Genomic DNA, 19,605 nt, shown 5'->3' with positions numbered 1-19,605 from the left:
GAACCAACCCCTCGTCAAGGAGAAAAGCATCATGAAAGAGCGCATCGTGGCCATCTTGGGCATGGTGAGTCTACTAACGACCGTGGGCTGCGCTAACTTCAACAACCTGCTGGGCCATGACAAAAACAAGGCGGAGATGGAGAAAACGGCCGCCGCCCAGCAGGAAACAGCACCGGCGCCGGCGCCGACGATCGCCGACAGTGAAACGACTACCATGACCGCGAGGGTACAGGCGGTCGATCTGAAAAGCCGGACGGTGACGCTCAAGCAGAAAGGTGGCGAACCCTTTACCATTCATGTAAGTGAGGAAGCACGCAACCTGCCCCAGGTCCGGGTGGGTGACCAGGTCGTGATGAAGTACACCGAAGCCATGGCGGTACAGATTAGTCGAGATACCACCGGTGGGATCACCTCGCGCAAGGAAACCCTGAGCGGCGACCGCGCCGCGTTGGGACAAAAACCGGCGGGCAGCGTGCGCAACACCGTCGAAACCATTGCCAACGTCTTGGCCATCGACCGTCAAACCCGCAAGATCACCTTTCAGGGTCCATACAAGGCGTTGACCGTAAAAGCGCCCGCCGACGTCAACATCAGTCGGCTCGATATCGGCGATCAAGTCAAGCTCACCTACGTCGAAGAACTGGCACTTTCCGTGGAACCGGCCTCGTCCAGGAAGTCCGCCAAAAGAAAATAGACGCCACTCGTCTGGGCGTTCCTTGAAAAACCCGCCGGCCGGCGGGTTTTTCTTTGCCATCGGGCACGGGTCTCACCGCCGACAAGCTGGGTTATACTGCTTTCCTCAAACATCCAACATCCCGACTCCGTGATTCCTGGCGGCTACGTGCCCGCCGACCCTCCGAACAACCGATGACAGCCATGGACAAGACCTACGAACCGCACGCGATCGAACCGCGCTGGTACGCCTTCTGGGAGGAACGGAACTATTTCGCCCCCAGCGGCCAGGGCGCACCCTACTGCATCATGATCCCGCCGCCGAACGTCACCGGTACCCTGCACATGGGGCATGCCTTCCAGGACACCATCATGGACGCGCTGACCCGCTATCACCGAATGAAGGGCCACAACACTCTGTGGCAGCCCGGTACCGATCACGCCGGCATCGCCACTCAGATGGTGGTCGAACGGCAACTGGCTGGCGAGGGCCGAACCCGCCACGATTTGGGCCGCGAAGCATTCATCGAACGGGTCTGGACCTGGAAGGCGGAATCCGGCGGCACCATCACCCGCCAGTTGCGGCGGATGGGCGCCTCGGTGGACTGGAGCCGCGAGCGCTTCACCATGGACGATGGCTTGTCCGCCGCCGTGCGCGAGGTGTTCGTCCGCCTGTACGAGGAAGGGCTGATCTATCGCGGCCAGCGGCTGGTCAACTGGGACCCGGTGCTGCACACCGCCGTCTCGGATCTGGAAGTGGTCAGCGCCGAGGAAAGCGGATTCATGTGGCACATTCGCTATCCGCTGGCCGAGGGCGGCGGCGATCTGATCGTCGCCACCACCCGCCCGGAAACCCTGCTCGGCGACGCCGCCGTGGCGGTTCACCCGGACGACGAGCGCTACCAGCATCTGATCGGCCTGCATGCCGTTCTGCCGCTGACCGGACGCCATATTCCCATCATCGCCGATGAGTACGTGGACCCGACTTTCGGCACCGGCTGCGTCAAGATCACCCCGGCCCACGATTTCAACGACTACGCGGTCGGCCAGCGCCATAAGCTACCGCTGATCAATATCTTCACACCCAGCGCCCGCATCAACGAGAACGGCCCGGAACCCTATCGCGGTCTGGATCGCTTCGAGGCCCGCCGGCGCATCGTCGGCGATCTGGAAGAACTGGGGCTGCTGGAAGAGACTCGCTCCCACAAGCTGATGGTGCCGCGCGGCGACCGCAGCCATGCCGTCATCGAGCCGCTGCTGACCGATCAATGGTATGTGAAAACCGGACCGCTGGCCGGCCCCGCCATCGCCGCGGTCAAGACCGGCAAGATCAAATTCATCCCGGAAAACTGGGAGAAGACCTATTTCGACTGGCTGAACCGCATCGAGGACTGGTGCATCAGCCGGCAAATCTGGTGGGGCCACCGCATCCCGGCCTGGTACGACGCCGAAGGCAAAGTTTACGTCGGCCGCGACGAGGCGGAGATCCGCGCCAAACACTGGCTTGGCCCGGATGTGGCGCTCGAACAGGACCCCGACGTGCTGGACACCTGGTTCTCCTCGGCGCTGTGGCCGTTCTCGACCCTCGGCTGGCCGGAAAACACCGACGCGCTCAAGACCTTCTATCCCACCAGCGTGCTGGTCACCGGCTTCGACATCATCTTCTTCTGGGTGGCGCGGATGATCATGATGGGCCTGAAGTTCATGGACGACGTGCCGTTTCGCGAGATCTACATCCACGGCCTGGTGCGCGATCAGGACGGCAACAAGATGTCGAAATCCAAGGGGAACGTGCTGGACCCGCTGGACATCATCGACGGCGTCGATCTGGATGAGCTGGTGGCCAAACGCACCAGCGGGCTGATGCAGCCGCAGATGGCGCCGCGCATCGAAAAGGACACCCGCAAGCAATTTCCGGCCGGTATCCACGCCCACGGCACCGACGCGCTGCGCTTCACCTTCGCCGCGCTGGCGACGACCGGGCGCGACATCGTGTTCGACATGGGCCGGGTCGAGGGCTACCGCAACTTCTGCAACAAGCTGTGGAACGCCGCCCGCTACGTCTTGATGAACACCGAGGGCAAGGATACCGGACTGAACGGCGGCCAGATCGAACTCAGCCAGGCCGACCGCTGGATTCTGGCCCGCCTGCAACGCACCATCGACGAAGTCAACATCGCGGTGCGGGGCTACCGTCTCGATCAAATGGCGCAGGCGATCTACGAGTTCACCTGGAACGAGTTCTGCGACTGGTATCTGGAGCTGTCCAAACCGGTACTGACCGATCCCGCCAGCTCCGAGGCGGCGCAACGCGGGACGCGACAAACACTGACGCGGGTGCTGGAAACCCTGCTGCGCCTGCTGCACCCGCTGATGCCATTCATCACCGAGGAAATCTGGCAACGAGTCGCGCCGCTGGCCGGAAAAATCCCCCCCAACCCCCCTTTGTCAAAGGGGGGTGCGAACGACGTGAGCGGAGGGATTTCCATCATGTTCCAGCCCTATCCCGAAGTGGACAGGACGCTGATCGATGAGGCGGCGGTCGCCGACATCGAATGGCTGCGGCAGTTTCTGCTGGGTGTGCGCCGCATTCGCGCCGAGATGAACATCGCGCCGGGCAAACCGCTGCCGGTGCGGCTGCAACACGGCTCGCGCGACGACCGCGAGCGGCTGGAACGGCATCGCCGGGCGCTGAGCACCCTGGGCCGGCTGGAAACGATCGACTGGCTGGACGATGGCGCGCCGGCCCCGGAAGCCGCCACCGCGCTGGTCGGCGGCATGAACATCCTGATCCCGATGGCCGGCTTGATCGACAAGACGGCGGAAATCGCCCGCCTCGACAAGGAAATCGTCAAATTACGCAAGGAGGAGGAACGTGGCGCGGTCAAACTGGGCAACGCCGATTTTCTCGGCCGCGCCCCGGCCACCGTGGTCGAAAAAGAACGCACCCGCCTGGCGGAACTCCAAACAGCTATCCTCAAGCTGGAGGAGCAACGAACCCGAATCCGGCAGATGTGAACGCCTGGAACCCATTCCGACTAGCGAACCAAGGAATACGAAATGGACCCGCAAGACTCCGCATCCGCGAAAAAATCGAACCTGGGCAGCAAAGTCACCAAGGTGGCGACGTACTACAATCCTCGCACCTGGAAGGAAAAAGGGCTGTGGTGGACCCTGGGCCTGTTCGTGGTCACCTACCTCATCGTGGTGATCGTGCTCGGCTTTATCTGGTCGCGCTCGCCCGGCGAGTTCGATGTGCGCGAAAGCGCGCTGGCCATGGCCAACAAGGACGAAAAAAAGCTGGTGCCGGGCTACGTAACCACCGCCACCGCCATTCGCATCGCCGAAACCCTGCTGGACAAGCCCGGTGGCTACCTCAGCAACGACGTTACACCGCCGGGCATTTATCTGGACAATATCCCCAACTGGGAATTTGGCGCCTTGACTGAGTTGCGCGATCTGGTGCGCTCAATGCGCAACGATTTCAGCCGTTCGCAGACCCAGTCGGTCGAAGACAAGGACTTGCAAGTTGCCGATCCGCAATTCAGTTACGATTCGGAATCCTGGATTCTGCCATCCAGCGAGTCGGAATACCGTAAGGGAACCATGGCGTTGTACCGCTATCTCGAACGACTGGCTGACGACAAGGTCTATGACGGCCAGTTTTTTGCCCGTGCCGATAATCTGAGCGCCTACCTGCAAGTGGTCGAGAAGCGGCTGGGCAGTCTGGCGCAGCGGTTGGCGGCCGGCGTTGGCCAGGTTCGCTTTAACTTGGATCTGGCCGGCGATCCCAACGCCCGCCAATCGACACCGACTCCAGCGCAATCTCAGATCAAGACGCCCTGGACGAAGATCGACGACAACTTCTTCGAGGCGCGCGGCTATTCCTGGGCGCTGCTGCATACCCTGCGAGCGCTGGAGGTGGATTTCGCCAGCGTCCTGGCGGACAAGAACGCCGTGGTTTCACTCAAGCAAATCATCCGCGAGTTGGAAAATACCCAGGCATTCATCTGGAGTCCGCTCATTCTCAACGGCACCGGTTTCGGGCCGATGGCCAACCATTCGCTGATCATGGCGTCCTATATCTCCCGCGCCAACGCCGCCATCATCGACCTGCGCAACTTGCTGTTGCAGGGTTAAAAACGTGAGGCGTGAGAGCTAAGGCGCAGGGATGGCGAATTTCAACACCCACCTGATGGGGGCGGCGGTGGTCAGCGGTGTGACCGCCACCGCGCTGGTGATGACCGGGATGTTCCCCCATCAGGCGGTGATCGGCTATTTCGTGCTGGGCGTGATCGGCGGCCTGCTGCCCGATATCGATTCGCCGCATTCGATCCCGGTCCGCATCGCCTTCATGGCGCTGGCGGTGATAACCGGGTTCCTGCTGGTCTTCGCCTTCGGCCGGCGCTATTCGCTGGTGGAACTGCTAGCGCTGTGGCTGGGCTGTTTTCTGCTGCTCCGTTACGGCGTGTTCGTTCTGCTCGACCGCCTCACCGTCCACCGCGGCTTGATCCATTCGATTCCGGCGAGCATCGGTTTTGGTCTGACCACCACCCTCATCGCCTATTACGCCTTCAATGCGTCCGTGATCCATGCCTGGCTTTGCGGTGCCTTCGTCACCCTGGGTTTCATCGTCCATCTGCTGCTGGACGAGTTCTACAGTGTCGATCTGTTCGGCAAGAAGTTGCTGAAAAAATCCTTTGGCACCGCGCTCAGCCTGGGCAGCCTCAATCAGCCCATCGGCACGGTGATGCTGTATCTAACCGTTGTCGGACTGTTCCTGCTCTGCCCATCGCCTCGACCTTTCGTCGCACTGGTCCTGGATGGCGCCACCTACCAAGGCGTGACCCAGCGCCTGCTGCCCGGCGAGGTGTGGTTCCCAGGCTTGTCGCGCCACTTGTCACCGCCGAGTCTGCCCAGCCGTTAACTGCGGCGAATCTGGGGCGAAAAGCTCCAGATTTTGCTCGCTGTCATCGGACGATCATCCCGGCTTCACAAAAGTTTTGCGCGAACCGGCCATAGTGCCGGCATGATCGCTATTCCTTCCCCACTGTTTCCCAGCGCTGGTTCACGCCGGCTGCGGGTCGGCATCGTCACGGAAACCTATGGCCCCGAGGTCAATGGGGTGGCCATGACCGTCGGCCGGTTGGTCGAGGGTTTGCTCGCGCGTGGCCATTCCGTGCAGTTGATCCGCCCGCGCCAGCATCCGCGCGACGATCCCCGCCGCGACGGAGCGTTGGACGTATGGCCGGTGGCCGGCGCCGCCATCCCGTTCTACCGGGAAATGCGCATCGGGTTCCCCGCCGGTCGCCTGCTGCTGGAGCGCTGGCGCCAAGCGCCACCGGACATGGTGCATATCGTGACCGAAGGTCCGCTGGGCCATTCGGCGCTGGCGGTGGCCCGTCGTCTGCGCCTGCGGGTCTTTTCCGGCTTTCACACCAACTTTCACGCCTACAGCCGGCATTACGGCATGGGCCTGCTGGCGCGCCCCATCGTTGCCTACCTGCGCCGTTTCCACAACCGGACCGACTGCACGCTGGTGCCGACCGAGGAGCTGGCGACGGAACTGCGGACCCTGGGCTTTCATCGACTGCGGGTGCTGGCGCGCGGGGTGGATACCCGACTGTTCGATCCAGCTCATCGTGATCCGGCGCTGCGCCGGAGTTGGGGGGCGAGTCCGACCGATCCGGTGGCTTTGTACGTGGGCCGGCTGGCGGCGGAAAAAAACCTGCAACTGGTATTGGCGGCATACCGGGCGTTGCGCGCGATTCGCCCCACTACACGCCTGGTGCTGGTCGGCGACGGCCCCCTGGCGGCGCGGCTGCAAGCCCGTCATCCCGAAATCGTGTTTTCGGGCACCCGCACCGGCGCGGATTTGGCGATGCATTACGCATCGACCGATCTCTTTCTATTCCCCAGCCTGACCGAGACCTTCGGCAACGTCACCCTGGAAGCCATGGCCAGCGGGCTGGCGGTGGTGGCCTTCGACTACGCCGCCGCTCACCGCCACATCGTCCATGACCAAAGCGGTCTGCTGGCACCGTGCGACGACCAGGCCGCGTTCATCGAGTCGGCGAGCCGGCTGGCCAGTGACCCCGCGCTCCGCCGGACCTTGGGGCAGGCCGCCCGCCAGGCGGTGCTGGCATTCGACTGGGAGCGCATTTGCCAGCGGTTGGAACAATGGTATCTGGAGTCGGCCTACGAGGAGCAAGGTCCATGAACAGAGCCCATGAAGCAATGCCGCTGCGGTGGTTGGCGGAACTGGATCTGGCCTGGTGCCTGCGGTTCAACCGGGCCAGCCAGCGCCGTGGCTTGGAACGGCTGTTCGCCGTGGTCAGTCGCCTGGGCGACGGCGTGTTCTGGTACACCTTGATGCTGGTATTGCTGTGCGTTCTGGGCGAAACGGCCCTGCCGGTGGTGACACGGATGCTGGTGGCCGGAGGATTGGCGTTGGCGCTGTATAAGTGGCTGAAATCCCGTACTACCCGCTTACGGCCCTGCGCCCGCCACGATGATCGCATTCGGACTTCGGTGGCGCCACTGGACGAGTACAGCTTCCCCTCGGGCCACACCCTGCACGCGGTGTCGTTCAGCATCGTGGCGGTTTGCGCCTACCCCGCGCTGGCCTGGCTGGTGGTGCCGTTTACCGTGCTGGTGGCGCTGTCGCGGGTGGTGCTGGGCCTGCACTACCCCAGCGACGTGCTGGCCGGGGCACTGCTGGGCAGCGGCCTGGCGACGCTGGTCTTGCAGTTCTAGCCGGCCAGCGGCAGGGTGACAATCGTCACGCCGGGATCGTCGGGGCAGGCCCGGACGGTGAAGCCCATCGCCCGGCACAGTTTCAGCATCGGCTCGTCGATTCCTGCTCGTCCTGACGCTCAAGTACCATCCGAACCACCCGATCCTGTACTTCAGAGGAACACTTTGTCGATATTCATGGTTCCATCCTCTCAAGAGTTGGAGCCTCCGAGAAAGTCGAGGTGGTTCAGGCGCCTGATGTTTAGCCCGTAAAAACTACACCTGATTCCATTCGGTATACAGGAATCGCTCCACATCCAATAACCGTACCGGGTAATCCTTCAAGAGCTGCGCAAGGTGCTGCTGATCATAGAGAGCGACATGGTTGTTCTCTGCATGGCGTTGGGTTGTGGCATTGAAAAACTGATTGGTCACACAGACTCTTTTGAACGTGACATCCGGGTGGCGTCGTTCATAGGTCGCTGCACCGGTGACCACATCCTTGATCGCGTCCCACCCGAGTCGCGCATTTTCAAGGGAAGAGGTCTTGCACTGGATCAGCTCGCCCTGTGGCCGGCGAATGGCCACCACATCAATTCCATGATCGCCACTGGTTGGAGTGCGCTGAACCTCCAGAAACCCCCGCTGTTGCCAGAGCGCCGCAACCAAGCCCTCGAAGTAGTCCGGGCGCATTTGTAACGCATCATCCAGTGTTAATTTGGCATCAAAGGGAAGGCCATCGCCTATCGGGATTACGTCGGCAAGATCAAAATCACTGGGGGTAATTTCCCCCGTGCCATTCAACATATCCCGCGCCAGTTCCCGTTTACGCTGAAGCAGTTCATGCAACTTCATATCGAAGGTCGTGAAATCGCCGGCATGGATCACCGGGTAGTAAACATGCACATCTTTGGTCGCGCCAATTCGATAGGCCCGATCGGTGGCCTGATCCTCTTTAGCGGGGTTCCAGTGCCGCGTATAGTGGATAACATGATTCGCCGCCTGGATGTTCACACCGAAGCCGACCGCGACCGGCGATAGAATGATGGCGCCAAACCCGGTTTTGGCCTGAAAAGCCTTGAGACGTTTTTGCCGACTATCCATCGCCTTACTGGAGGCTTTCGTATCGCCATTGATGATGTCTGGGGAAAAGCCAAACATCTGCTCAATGTAGTATTTGAGTAACCGCTGGATCGTTCGGAATTCGCAGAAAATGATGACTTTCTCGGCGTGTTGCTGAATGGGTAATAAGGTTTCCAGTAACCAATGTAATTTAGGTGCTTTGTCGCGATATTCCGCCAAAGGTTCTGGTTTGAAGACATCCATTCCATGACGACGTGGATCGGTGCAAATCAGTCTCAGGTAGTGGAGCAAACCCAAGTGATTCTTGAAGGGTACGACAACATTGGGGTTATCGCGCTGGCGGAACAAGTCTATTGCATTGGCGTACAACGCCCGTTGGTGGGTCGAAAGTGGAATGCGGTAATCCCGTTCGATCTTTTGAGGCAGATCTTTAGCAACTTGTGCTTTGGTGCGTCGGATGACTTGTGGATCGATCCGTGTTCGCAACTCCTCAACCCGCGCCAATTCTTCGTCGGTTTTTGCCTCAATGGGCCGGCGATAACGGCGACCAAAGTCATTGAGCGCTCCGAGCAAGCCCGGTTGAATAAAGTCAAATAGGCACCAGAGATCAGCCAAGGTGTTTTCTACTGGGGTACCGGTGCAGGCGATTTTGAAGCGGACCTTCTGCTTTTTAGCAGAGCGGGTCATCAGAGTATTAGGATTTTTAATCTTCTGTGCTTCATCACAGACCATGATCGACCAGTCTTCTTCGGCAAACGAAAATTCAAAGTCGCGCAAGGTTTCATAAGTGGTCAATACCAGTCGTGCACCTTGCCGCCAACCGGGCCGCAGAAACCTCACCAGTCCCTCTTCTGCCAGTTGGATGTCGATGCTGGCGCGGGGGACCCGCAGCGCCTGGATGGATGATCCATACAACGTCAGCACTGGCAAACCGTTGGGCTTAAAGAATTTCTGGGTCTCTTCTTCCCAGTTTTCCAGCAAAGACACGGGGGCTACGATCAGAGCTGGTTCCAAATCAACTTGTTGTTCAAAGGCCCATGCGATGAGCGTTAAAAGTTGCAGCGTCTTACCCAAGCCCATATCGTCGGCCAGAATCACCCCCCGGCAGTATTCGGGCGACTTCTGAAACAGATGTTGAAGTCGGGCCACGCCCTCACACTGGTGATCGAGGAGTCGGATATCCTCACGCAATGCTTTGGGGAGTGCTGGAAGTGTTGAATAAGCCTGCAAAATATCCCGACGCGCCTCTTCATAATCAATCCCTTGAATGTTGCCCTTGAGGATAAGCCGCCTTTCTTGGCGTTCACTGGAAGGCCGTTTGACTTGGGTCGGATCGAAGCTTGCTTGGCGAGCATCACTCAATACTTCGGTGAAGGTTTGCAGAATAGCCTCGGCTTCGCGGACCGGGATCGGTTGTGGAAAGCCCTTGATCTGGAAGCTGGTCTGACCGCTGGCCTTGGTTTCTTGAAGCTTGGTTTCAAACAGTTCCCGTACTTGCGAGGTCAACGGGATAATCACCGGCTCGCTGGCGCCCTCCGGCAGAAATGAGAGCAGCGGAAGAATGTTGTCGGGAAACCAACCTTCATCGTCGTTCTTTTTGGCGATATAAGGCGAGTAATAAGGCTTCTCGATGCCAATATCCTCGATGCGGGCGCTGTAGCGGCTCAGATCATAAATATGGGCATAGTTCACCAAAATCCGCGGGGTTTGCCGCTCCATCAGGGCCGCACGCAGCCGTGCAATCTCGCTGGGCGTATCGCCCAACAACTCGAACTCAAAGCCGCTCCAGGCGCAGACTTGGCGTTGCTGGTTCAGCGCCTGCTCAACAGTGCTGATAAAGGCTGCGAGTTCGGCATCATCGCGGAACAGGCGGGTTTCACTCTCGGTGGCGTTGGTGCGCTGTGCAGCTTCAATACGCAACCCTACTTGTTCGGGATAGCCCACGGCATCCGTATGGATGTCCGCAAAGAAGCGGTCGAACACCAGTCCCGCACGTTCGCGTTCACGCTCGAACTGTTCGGGATCGATGACGCGGGCGGCGTCTTCGCCTAGCGCCGCAAACGGATTGACGACAAAGGCTTCGGCCCGACTGCCTGTCACTCGTCGCCGGTCCAACCGTTTGATCTGACTCAGTACGGTTTTGACTTCGGGCATGACCAGTACCTGAAGGATGCCTTCCGGGGTGGGGAAATCGTACCGGTTGGGAACTTCCCGGTAGGTGTCAAAAACTTCCAACCAGTTTTCTGGCGCCCCGAAAAAACTCGGCGAGACTTCCACGACCCGCGTACCGCTGACGTCGGTGTGCCGCAAGCCAATGTCGAGCTTTTCCGGGGTGATAACGACGGTTCGGTAGAGAAAGTCATCGAGTCGCGCGTTCGCTGCCAAGGCCGCTTGGCGAATGATGCCCCATTGCCGCCGATGAAACAGGTCGGTGCGCTCGGTTTCCGCCCGATGTTGGAAGGTGCTGATGTGATGGAGCGTAACCCAGGCGGCTTGAGACAAGAATCCCTCGCCGTCCGTGGTTTGAATGACGGCACCGTGAACCTTTTTGATGGGGAGGGTGCGCCCGAAACCGTCGTGCCAACCGCCCACGGTGATGGCGAAATGTGGATCGGCCAGGGAATGGTGCGATTTCAGGACTGGACTGGCAGAGGTCGCCGGCGGAAGTTCGAGTAGGGGGAGGCTGTCAGCAAAACCCTGATGTGCCTGGAGAGCGTAAACCTGTTCCCAAGAAATCAGCACTCCGCCCTCCATCGGCCAAGCGAAGCCTTCATCTTCCAGTTGCTCAAGCAAGCCTGCCAAATCGGGCGCATCCAGCGATTGTGCGGTTTCCAGCCCTGAAGTCAGTGTTTGCCGGTCGCGCACCACGGCGACGCCATCCGCTGTCCAGGCGCGATACCAGAACCTTACCGGTTCATGAGGGGCTTTGCGGCGAAACCAGGGTAGTTTCATGGCTTATTCTCCGATGCGAAACCAGCCGCGACCGGCACGATAGCTAAAACCCCAAGCCCGAAGTTGTTGATTGATAATCGAGGTTTGGTCATTGGCTTTAATCCACAAATAACCGCCAAGCGGTCGGGCCTCTTCTGTCGTGAGCTTGAATGCTTGGCAAAAAATTTGAAGGGTAGTGTCGTTGCGGGTCGTGTAATAGGAACCGGATCGCCATGGTTCGGGAATCTCTCCAGGACTTGAAACACGGATGCCAAATTGCTGATAGAGATGGGCATTGAAACGTTGCTCCCAATGCTTGTAATTATGCACGTTATCCTTGTGATAAAGTCGATCACCTGCATGGGTATCCTTCAGTGCTTTCAAATGGATGTCACGCACACCGTCTAATTCAAAAGGAAGCTCTGATAAGGGGTAGACATAGGCGGCATTTCCTTGCATTCCAAACTCGACAAATACCGTGTTACCCATCGTCATAATGAAGGCGTTATTCTCCCGCCCCGTGCCGGATAAACGCAGCAAACGTCCGGCCATTTTTTTACGAATAGCGACAAACGAAGCTTCCTGATTTTTGGTCGCATAACGTCCCAGCGCAAAATACATATCGTTAATTTCATCGATATAGCGAATCCAGAAATCGAGCCGTCGGCTATCATTGCTACCGTCAGCAGAAAGTAACTCAAAAAAGCTTTTCATCAAATCGAGCTTGAGCCAACTGCCAACCATCTTTCGGGTCAATTCGGAAACCAGCGCCCAGCGGTTTTCATTGATTGGGAGCCAGGGGTTTTTCCAGTGTTCAACCGCAAAGTTACGTAATTCGTGGTGGATCACCACGGGTTGCGTATGTGCATAGCGCTCAAGCAATTGGGCCAACCTGGCATTTAGTAAGGAGGCATGGCGGGGTTCATTCAGCAACTTGAGCAATTCCGGCAAATACGCTTTGAATTCGTGATCAGAGCGACGGACAGCAGCCTCGATACGGGCAGCGACGACCGCACGGGTCACCCATGAGGTTCCCGAAAAGCCGAGTTGTCGCCCCGCTTCCTCGAACGCATCGCTGGCCCCATCCAACAATGCTTCGCCGTAACGGCTGCACGGATCATCGGTCAGCAGATTGCGGTGCTCTTGGAGAACCGCAATCCAGTCGGGGTCGATCCCTGCTGTCTGCAAGCCGTCGATATGATCATTCAGATACTGGCGCAGGCGCTTCCAGTGATTAGGGCCGGCGTCTTTGGCATAGGGGGCTTGTGGGTCATACTGAAAGTAACTCGCCAGCAGGCCACGATAGAGCCGTCGAAAGGCTCTCGGTCGGTCGCGATAGTGATCGATGCTGTTTAACAACTTCGGAAAATGATCTTTTTTTTCGATCAGGCGGATTTGATAGGTTCCCAATGGCGTGGCAGCGCCGAAACTGATAACGCGAAGATCACGAAAGTCGTCCAAATGCCCCGTCGAAAGTAACTTTGCCATCGCTTCTGCGATTCGATCCAGTGGTGGACTGGCATCGGGCTGGTTAACCCGTGATTCCAGCTTTTTGACTTCCTGCTGAATCGGGCGATGATCAAAATACAGACCTTGAAATGCAGTATCGTTGATAGAGCGTAACGCTTGCCGGAGGTCTTCGATGGGTTCCATGTTAATTTCCCAAGGCGCAAGGACCGAAATTGCCACGGGCAATCCCTTCGTTGGAGGGACGCTCCTCGCCGATACTCAGAAATTCCAGTCGCAGTTCAATACGACGGCTTTCCTCGAAAGAGGCTTTGGCCGAATTGAAGGAATAACCGCCCACCAGAAACAGTTCGCGAATCTGCTCCAATTGGTCTGGCGTCATGGGGACTTCATCGGGAAACGGGGGTGCCAGCAGGACGCACAACACGCGCTGGCTGCGTTGCAACGAAAGGTTGAGGTTGTAAAGATAAGTGCCCCGTTGGTCGGTAAATCCCTCGGCCACGATGCGTTTGAGCCAGCGGCGGCCCAAGTCATCCTGGGCGATGGCCAACACTTCTGGCACAAAAGCGCGCAGGAGTCGGGCCTGTTCCGGATTGAGCTGATGGCTGGCGGTATCGAAGCGGGCGCGGTCGCCAAAGTCAATGACATTGCGGTTCTTATCGACCATGACCCCCGGATAGCGATCGGTGGCCTGTTTCACTTTTTCCAGCAGGGCGTTGATGTCGCGCTCCCGTTGCGCCTTGAGGCGTTCGATTTCGCTGACGGTCTTGGTGACGGAAAGCAGTGCGACGCTCATCACCACCAAAAACAACACCATCAAGGCCGTCATTAAATCGGCGAAGGAAATCCAAAAGGGTTTTTCCGCCTCATCCCGTCTGCCCTTTTTGAGGACGATGCGTGCTCCCAGCATGGTCGGTTATTTCCGGGTGGAGACGTTGCCCAACACGAGATCGAGTTCCTCAATGGAACCTCGCAGCAGCGCGGTGGCATCGGTCAGATGTTGGAAGAATTGTTGGTTAGCCTCTTTAAGCGTACCGCGCATACTGGAAGCAAATGTTTGATGTGTTTCTTCCAGTACTTCACTCACTTGGCCGAGATAGTGATCTGCCTGATTTTGTGCGGTCGCCAGCTTCTGGGTGGCGTGATCAATCCGACTCAAAATATCGGCGGTCAAGGAGGCTTCCTTGCGGGCCGCTTCGACGGTGCCTTTCAACGCCTGGAGCATGTCGTTCAATTGCTGGCGCACTGCGCTGTAATCGCCCATCAGGGTTTCAATCCCCTCCGTTGCGGTCGAGAGGGCGTCTGCGGATTGCGCCAGTTGGTGGGTGATGTTTGCGGCTTTGTCTAATACGCCTGCGACACTTTGCCCGGCTTGGCTAAAGTCGCGGGTGGCGTGGATCAAATTTTCAGCGCCCTGGTTCATCCCGGTCAGAGCGGAGGTGGTGACTTCGCTCATTTGGGTAATGACGGTCTGGATGGAGTGCACCGCGTCAGCGGCGGCCTGTTGGTGACTTTCGACCAAAGCGGTTAGCTTGATGAGCATCCCGGTCGTTTCAATCGAGACTTTGCCTAGCGTGTCATTGACGCTAGCGGTTAAGGTTTCAATCGCCTTTTGTTGATGTACGGTTAACTCGCGTTGTTGCTGCTGTTGATTAGCCGTGGTGTTCTGGGTCTGCTGTTCCAGATGATCCAGCATCCCGGTCAATTGCCCCTGCATGGTTTGCAACGAAGTCTCAACCCCGCTAGATAACCGGGTGATCGCGGCAATGGTCGCTTCGGCCATCTGCTGTTGCCGGCCTTGGTGATCGTCATTGGCCGCCCGACTTTGTGCTTGGAGTTCCGCCATCATCTTGGTCACTACATCGGCAATCGTGGCTTGCTGGCTTTCCACGGTGCTCGCCAATTTCGCCAACATATCGGCGGTCTGTTCAGAAACCTTGCTGACGGTCTGATCGACGCTACTGGTTAAAGCTTGCACAGCCTGTTGATTCTGTTGCGCCAATTGCCGTTGCTGTTCGGTATTTTGGGCCGTGGTGTTCTGGGTCTGCTGTTCCAGATGATCCAGCATCCCGGTCAATTGTCCCTGCATGGTTTGCAACGAAGTCTCAACCCCGCTAGATAACCGGGTGATCGCGGTAATGGTCGCTTCGGCCATCTGCTGTTGCCGGCCTTGGTGATCGTCATTGGCCGCCCGGCTTTGTACTTGGAGTTCGGCCACCGTGCGAGTCATTTGTTGGCCTAAATCATCGAGTAGTGTCTGAAGTTTTTGCTCGGTCTCAGCTTGACCCGTCTGGCTCATCGTCCGGATCTGTCCGATAAACTCCATCATGCGTTCATTCATCGCTTGTTGACGCGATTCCATCGCCTTCATCGCTTCGGCCAATGTTTCAGTCATGGTGCTGGTTGTATTGCGACCGGCCGCATCAATTTGAGTGGTCATCTGTTGAAACTGCTGCGCCGTCGCTTGCAGGGTTTCAACTGTTTGCTGTTGTAGCTCGTAGATGCCGGTCGTTTGTCCGCCAAACAGATCTTGTAAGCGCTGCGTGAAAGCAGCAAATACGTCATTTAGGGCGCTACTGAGATCATCGCCCGTCCTCTTATGTTGATTATTGAAGCCATCAGCAATTTTCTGGAGAGGTTGGCTGATACCTGCTTCAATGCTTTCCTTAAATTGGTCATTTAATTGTTGCTGGCTAATCAGAATGCTTTCTCTAAATTGCTCGCTTAATTGTTGCTGATTGGTCAGAGTAGATTGAATTTGTTGTTGAGTAATTTCACTCAAGATTTCTTTGAGGTCTTTAACCAAAGCATCTTTAATGATGCTTGCTTGGCTGGCAGAATTTTCAGAAGATTTAACAAGTCGTTCAAGATATTCTTCGCCAGATCCTGATGCATAGAAGCTATCAATAAGAAAACAAAGATCTTCAGTTTTTCGGTAGAGTGTAGAAAGCAGCAATTTTTCAAAGAGTGTTACGATCATTGCTAAAGCAATAGCTGCCATCGAAACCATGAATGCTTCATAAACTCCACGCAACAATTGATCAAGGCTTTGACGAACGATTTCAGTGTCTTTGTCAACATGAAAAGCTTGCAGACCGTGGATGAGACCAAGAAAAGTACCAATAATACCCAAACCCGTTAGAATTCCTGGCAAATGCTTGAAAAATTCAGTATGTAATTGTCCATCCACTAAAGTGGTTGAGCCAAAAAATACCTCTGCGGGGGTCGTGGAACGAATGGCTGCGATTTCTTCAATGCCTGTTTGAGGGTTGATTGTGCGTTGTTCATGTAGAGTTTCTTGATACTCAGCCCATAGATGCTCGAATAGACTACTTTGTTTGAAAAACTCAACTGGATACTCTAATAAATTGTTCTTTTTGAATAGCATTAAATTTTTTCTTAATCGCCATAATCTAAACCATAGCAATAATGCAGGGACACAATAAAAACTAATAAATGCTAAAAAAAGAACAATAATAAAAATAGCAATAATGATTGCATGAAATGGAAGCTGAATTCCAAAGCTCGCATTCGTATAGGAATTAATGTATTCAAAAAAACTGGGCATAGCTTATAGCCTTTTTTGGTTTTTATCTGGGTAAAGGGTATCGGGTTCGAACAGTCCCAATAATGACCTGTACCCGAACTTCAGGTCGTCGTGAGGGCTTCCTATTAGGCAAAACAGGCACTCAACCAACGCGACAGATGACACCACACCAGTCGTCCAGTGAGGACACACAAAAGGGTGTTCTTGTACACATTCAGCACGCACGCCGTGGCGCGCAACCCCAGTCCTTCATCGCGACCGTCGCCACTTTGCTCAGTGGCGACTTCAGTGCCGCCATCGGCGGCCCCGTGGTTTTAGAGAACACCAGCCCACAGCACTGACGCTGATGGAGGAGCCGGGAACCGTTGTAGACGGTTGCTCGAATTTAGTGGCGCTAGAGATTGCCCGTACTTCGGGCAAGACCGTGGTGAGGGTGGTTTCATGCCCTTAGGATACCCGTTTTCGGTGGTCGAGCGACTTGCTTTGGAGCCGTTGAAGCCCAGCACCGCTCAAGCTAACGCTTTAAAAAAACAGATAACCTTCAATTTGACGCAGATCAAACCGATCAGCGCTCCAGACGGCGGTCATGCGCCGGCCAGCGGCAGGGTGACAATCGTCACGCCGGGATCGTCGGGGCAGGCCCGGACGGTGAAGCCCATCGCCCGGCACAGTTTCAGCATCGGCTCGTTGTCCCGCAGGACTTCCCCGAACAGCTCGCGGATACCTTGACCGCGGGCATGCTCGATCAGCCGGCGCAACAACAAGCTACCGAGGCCGATGCCGGTGGCGTCACGCAACAGTACGATGGCGAATTCCGCCCGCGCGCGATCAAAGCCGTGGCTGAATCGCGCCACGCCACAGATCCCAGGCGCTTCCCCAACTCGTTGACGCAGCGCCACCAGCGCCATTTCCCGATCGTAGTCGATCCGGGTCAAGCGGGCAGCATCGACATGGGTTAATTCCTTGACCACATACATGAACCGCATCCGTACCTCTTCACGCGACAACCGGGCGAAGCCGGCGATAAAGGTCGATTCGTCCTCCGGTCGCACCGGGCGAATCCATAGCGTGGAGCCGTCCGGCAACGACAGGGTTTCCTCCAATTCCCGAGGATAGGGTCGAATCGCCAGCCGGTCGTGAGTTGGTGGTGCCGTGGCTGTCGCGATGCGGACCCTGGCGGTGCCCACCGTCACGCCGACGGCGGTGACCGAGATCGGGTTCAGTTCCCATTCGACGATCTCGGCCAGATCCACGATCAGTCGCGCCACCTTGACCAACAACAGGACGACACCGTCCAACAAGCCATCCTTGCCCGCGTCGGCGCTTTGCAACAATCGCTGGACTCGAGTGTGCGCGATTGCTGCCTGTGCCAATACCGGATCGAGCGGTGGCAGCACGGCGACGACCTCGTCGGACAAAGCGGCGGCGCTGCCGCCCAGTCCCAGCAGCAGCACCGGCCCGAACACCGGATCGACGACCACATGCACCGCCAGATCCAGCAGTGCTGGCACGGTGGGCTGAGCAGTCGAACCCGATTCCGCCGTTTGCGACGAGATGCCATACATCGTCAGCAACGCCGAAGTTTCCGCAGCGCTCAGGCTTTCGCGACCTTCCGCCAGCGCTTGCCGAAGAATCCGGCGCGCGGTGGTGGGGTCGGCATCGAACAGCTCCGAGCGATCCGGTGGCGTCTCCAGCAACGCAATCCGGTTTTGCTCGTAATGCCAGTGTTGCATGAAAGCCCGGATCGCATCGTTCGGCGTGTCGTAGGCGGGAATGCGCGCCGCCCGCAGGCGTCGTCGAGCGGCGTGGGCACTGTCGCTACCCAAGCAGCAGGCCAACACGCCCGGCCCTTGGCCGCCGCCGGCACGGTACCGGTCGATGGCCTCGATCACGGCGGCGGCGGCGTCATCGGCCGAAACCAGGGCGTTCGGCGCGTGTAGCACCAGCACACCGTCGATCTCCGCTGTGTCCAGCAGGATGTCCAGAGCGGCGGCGAACCGGGAACGGCCCGCATCGCGGCCCAGATCGAGTGGGTTATCGGGCGTGGCGCCGGCCGGCACGATCGGGCGCCACGCCGCCTCGGCCGCGCTCCCGAACCGGGCCAGTCGCCCGCCTTCCGCCAGCAGGGTATCGGCAGCCAGTAAACCCAACCCTCGGCTATTGCCGACGATTGCCAGCCGGTCGCCGCGCACCGGCAGCTCGAACGCCAGCGTCTCGGCGGCCCAGCACAGCTCGCGCAACGATTGCACTCGTGACATTCCGGCCCGGCGAAAAGCGGCGTCGTACACGGCGTCGGTCCGATGCGAGGCCGTATCGTCGCCGCGACCGGCGCGCACCACCAGCACCGGTTTGACCCGCGCCACCGCCCGCGCCGCCGACAGGAAGGATCGGGCGATTTCCACTCCCGTTCCTGTTGCGCCCACGGGGAAGCTTTCCAGATACAGCAGGATGGCCCGAGTATCGGGGTCGTCGGCGAATCCATCCAACAATTCGGCGAAACCGACATCGATGCCGGCGCCCAGCGCGACCATGCTGGAGATACCGATGCCTCGGTTGGCCATCCATTCCAGCACCGGCGTCAACACCATCCCCGACTGGGCGACCAGGGCTAGATGACCGGACGGCGGGAAGCACTGACCGAGCGAGGCGTTGAGGCCGACGCGCGGCGCCAGGAGGCCGAAGCTGTCCGGGCCAAGCACGCGCAGTCCATGCGGCTTGGCCGCCGCGAGCAGGGCGGAATGCGGGTCCGCCGCCCTATGGGTTTTACCCGAATCGGCGGCGCTGACGACCACCGCGACCCCGGTGCCGCGCCGGCCCAACTCGGCCAGTAGCGCGGGAAAAGTGCTCGCGGGCGTGGCGAGGATCGCCAGTTCCGGGGCGCGCGGCAGCTCGGACAGATGCCGGAAGGCCGACACGCCCTGCACGCGCCGATGCCGGCGATTGACCAGGAACAGATCGCCCTTGAAGCCGCCGGCCAGCAGATTGCGGGTCAGGGCCGCAGCCGGCGAGCCGGGCCGCTCGCTGGCGCCGATCAGCGCAACCGAGGCGGGTTCGAACAAATACCGTGAAAGATGGGTCGGCATCGTCGTAACTCCTGGCCTGGATGGTCCGGGTATACGGCGTGGTTACGCGAAATGCAACGGTGGCGGATGCTCATCCCGGTAAGCGGC

At 58.3% G+C, this 19,605-nt stretch carries 11 protein-coding genes; 6 read left to right on the top strand and 5 right to left on the bottom strand.

The features are described from left to right. Nucleotides 1–31 precede the first annotated feature (31 nt). The 6 genes from IPM89_14030 to IPM89_14005 all read left to right on the top strand — a co-directional run bounded on the left by IPM89_14030 (nucleotide 32) and on the right by IPM89_14005 (nucleotide 7,428). On the top strand, nucleotides 32–694 hold the full coding sequence (locus IPM89_14030; protein QQS53938.1) for a hypothetical protein: 663 nt from the start codon (nucleotides 32–34) through the stop codon (nucleotides 692–694). Between the two features lie 182 nt (nucleotides 695–876). After that, nucleotides 877–3,690 (top strand): valine--tRNA ligase, encoded by a 2,814-nt coding sequence (locus tag IPM89_14025; GenBank protein ID QQS53937.1) that lies wholly within the window; start codon nucleotides 877–879, stop codon nucleotides 3,688–3,690. A 42-nt stretch (nucleotides 3,691–3,732) separates the two neighbouring features. Next, the gene (locus IPM89_14020; GenBank protein ID QQS53936.1) at nucleotides 3,733–4,812 is read left to right on the top strand and encodes a DUF2333 family protein; all 1,080 of its coding nucleotides are present in this window, start codon (nucleotides 3,733–3,735) and stop codon (nucleotides 4,810–4,812) included. 31 nt (nucleotides 4,813–4,843) lie between these two features. Then, on the top strand, nucleotides 4,844–5,599 hold the full coding sequence (locus IPM89_14015) for a metal-dependent hydrolase (protein QQS53935.1): 756 nt from the start codon (nucleotides 4,844–4,846) through the stop codon (nucleotides 5,597–5,599). Nucleotides 5,600–5,701: 102 nt separating this feature from the next. Continuing rightward, nucleotides 5,702–6,892, top strand: a complete 1,191-nt coding sequence (locus IPM89_14010; protein QQS53934.1) for a glycosyltransferase family 1 protein — start codon at nucleotides 5,702–5,704, stop codon at nucleotides 6,890–6,892. Then, nucleotides 6,889–7,428, top strand: coding sequence for a phosphatase PAP2 family protein (locus tag IPM89_14005; protein ID QQS53933.1), 540 nt, complete (start codon nucleotides 6,889–6,891; stop codon nucleotides 7,426–7,428). The genes IPM89_14010 and IPM89_14005 overlap by 4 nt, the downstream gene beginning before the upstream one ends. A gap of 255 nt (nucleotides 7,429–7,683) precedes the next feature. On the opposite strand, the gene IPM89_14000 is transcribed toward IPM89_14005, so the two are convergent. The 5 genes from IPM89_14000 to IPM89_13980 all read right to left on the bottom strand — a co-directional run bounded on the left by IPM89_14000 (nucleotide 7,684) and on the right by IPM89_13980 (nucleotide 19,518). Then, nucleotides 7,684–11,442, bottom strand: coding sequence for a restriction endonuclease (locus IPM89_14000; GenBank protein QQS53932.1), 3,759 nt, complete (start codon nucleotides 11,440–11,442; stop codon nucleotides 7,684–7,686). Nucleotides 11,443–11,445: 3 nt separating this feature from the next. Continuing rightward, entirely contained in the window at nucleotides 11,446–13,074 is a 1,629-nt protein-coding gene (locus IPM89_13995) for a hypothetical protein (GenBank protein ID QQS53931.1), read from the bottom strand. Nucleotide 13,075: 1 nt separating this feature from the next. Continuing rightward, on the bottom strand, nucleotides 13,076–13,798 hold the full coding sequence (locus tag IPM89_13990; GenBank protein ID QQS53930.1) for an OmpA family protein: 723 nt from the start codon (nucleotides 13,796–13,798) through the stop codon (nucleotides 13,076–13,078). A 6-nt stretch (nucleotides 13,799–13,804) separates the two neighbouring features. Continuing rightward, nucleotides 13,805–16,456, bottom strand: coding sequence for an anti-phage defense ZorAB system ZorA (gene zorA / locus IPM89_13985; protein ID QQS53929.1), 2,652 nt, complete (start codon nucleotides 16,454–16,456; stop codon nucleotides 13,805–13,807). 563 nt (nucleotides 16,457–17,019) lie between these two features. Then, nucleotides 17,020–19,518, bottom strand: a complete 2,499-nt coding sequence (locus tag IPM89_13980; GenBank protein QQS53928.1) for a GNAT family N-acetyltransferase — start codon at nucleotides 19,516–19,518, stop codon at nucleotides 17,020–17,022. Between the last annotated feature and the right edge of the window lie 87 nt (nucleotides 19,519–19,605).

The sequence above is a fragment of the Candidatus Competibacteraceae bacterium genome (assembly GCA_016699715.1).
Taxonomy (GTDB): Bacteria; Pseudomonadota; Gammaproteobacteria; order Competibacterales; family Competibacteraceae; genus Competibacter.
This window is presented reverse-complemented; position numbering and strand designations above follow the sequence as displayed.

Bases quoted from the DNA above. Each gene is read 5' to 3' on its own strand.
- IPM89_14030 (QQS53938.1), top strand. From the start codon at position 32: ATGAAAGAGCGCATCGTGGCCATCTTGGGCATGGTGAGTCTACTAACG.
- IPM89_14025 (QQS53937.1), top strand. From the start codon at position 877: ATGGACAAGACCTACGAACCGCACGCGATCGAACCGCGCTGGTACGCC.
- IPM89_14020 (QQS53936.1), top strand. From the start codon at position 3,733: ATGGACCCGCAAGACTCCGCATCCGCGAAAAAATCGAACCTGGGCAGC.
- IPM89_14015 (QQS53935.1), top strand. From the start codon at position 4,844: ATGGCGAATTTCAACACCCACCTGATGGGGGCGGCGGTGGTCAGCGGT.
- IPM89_14010 (QQS53934.1), top strand. From the start codon at position 5,702: ATGATCGCTATTCCTTCCCCACTGTTTCCCAGCGCTGGTTCACGCCGG.
- IPM89_14005 (QQS53933.1), top strand. From the start codon at position 6,889: ATGAACAGAGCCCATGAAGCAATGCCGCTGCGGTGGTTGGCGGAACTG.
- IPM89_14000 (QQS53932.1), bottom strand. From the start codon at position 11,442: ATGAAACTACCCTGGTTTCGCCGCAAAGCCCCTCATGAACCGGTAAGG.
- IPM89_13995 (QQS53931.1), bottom strand. From the start codon at position 13,074: ATGGAACCCATCGAAGACCTCCGGCAAGCGTTACGCTCTATCAACGAT.
- IPM89_13990 (QQS53930.1), bottom strand. From the start codon at position 13,798: ATGCTGGGAGCACGCATCGTCCTCAAAAAGGGCAGACGGGATGAGGCG.
- zorA (QQS53929.1), bottom strand. From the start codon at position 16,456: ATGCCCAGTTTTTTTGAATACATTAATTCCTATACGAATGCGAGCTTT.
- IPM89_13980 (QQS53928.1), bottom strand. From the start codon at position 19,518: ATGCCGACCCATCTTTCACGGTATTTGTTCGAACCCGCCTCGGTTGCG.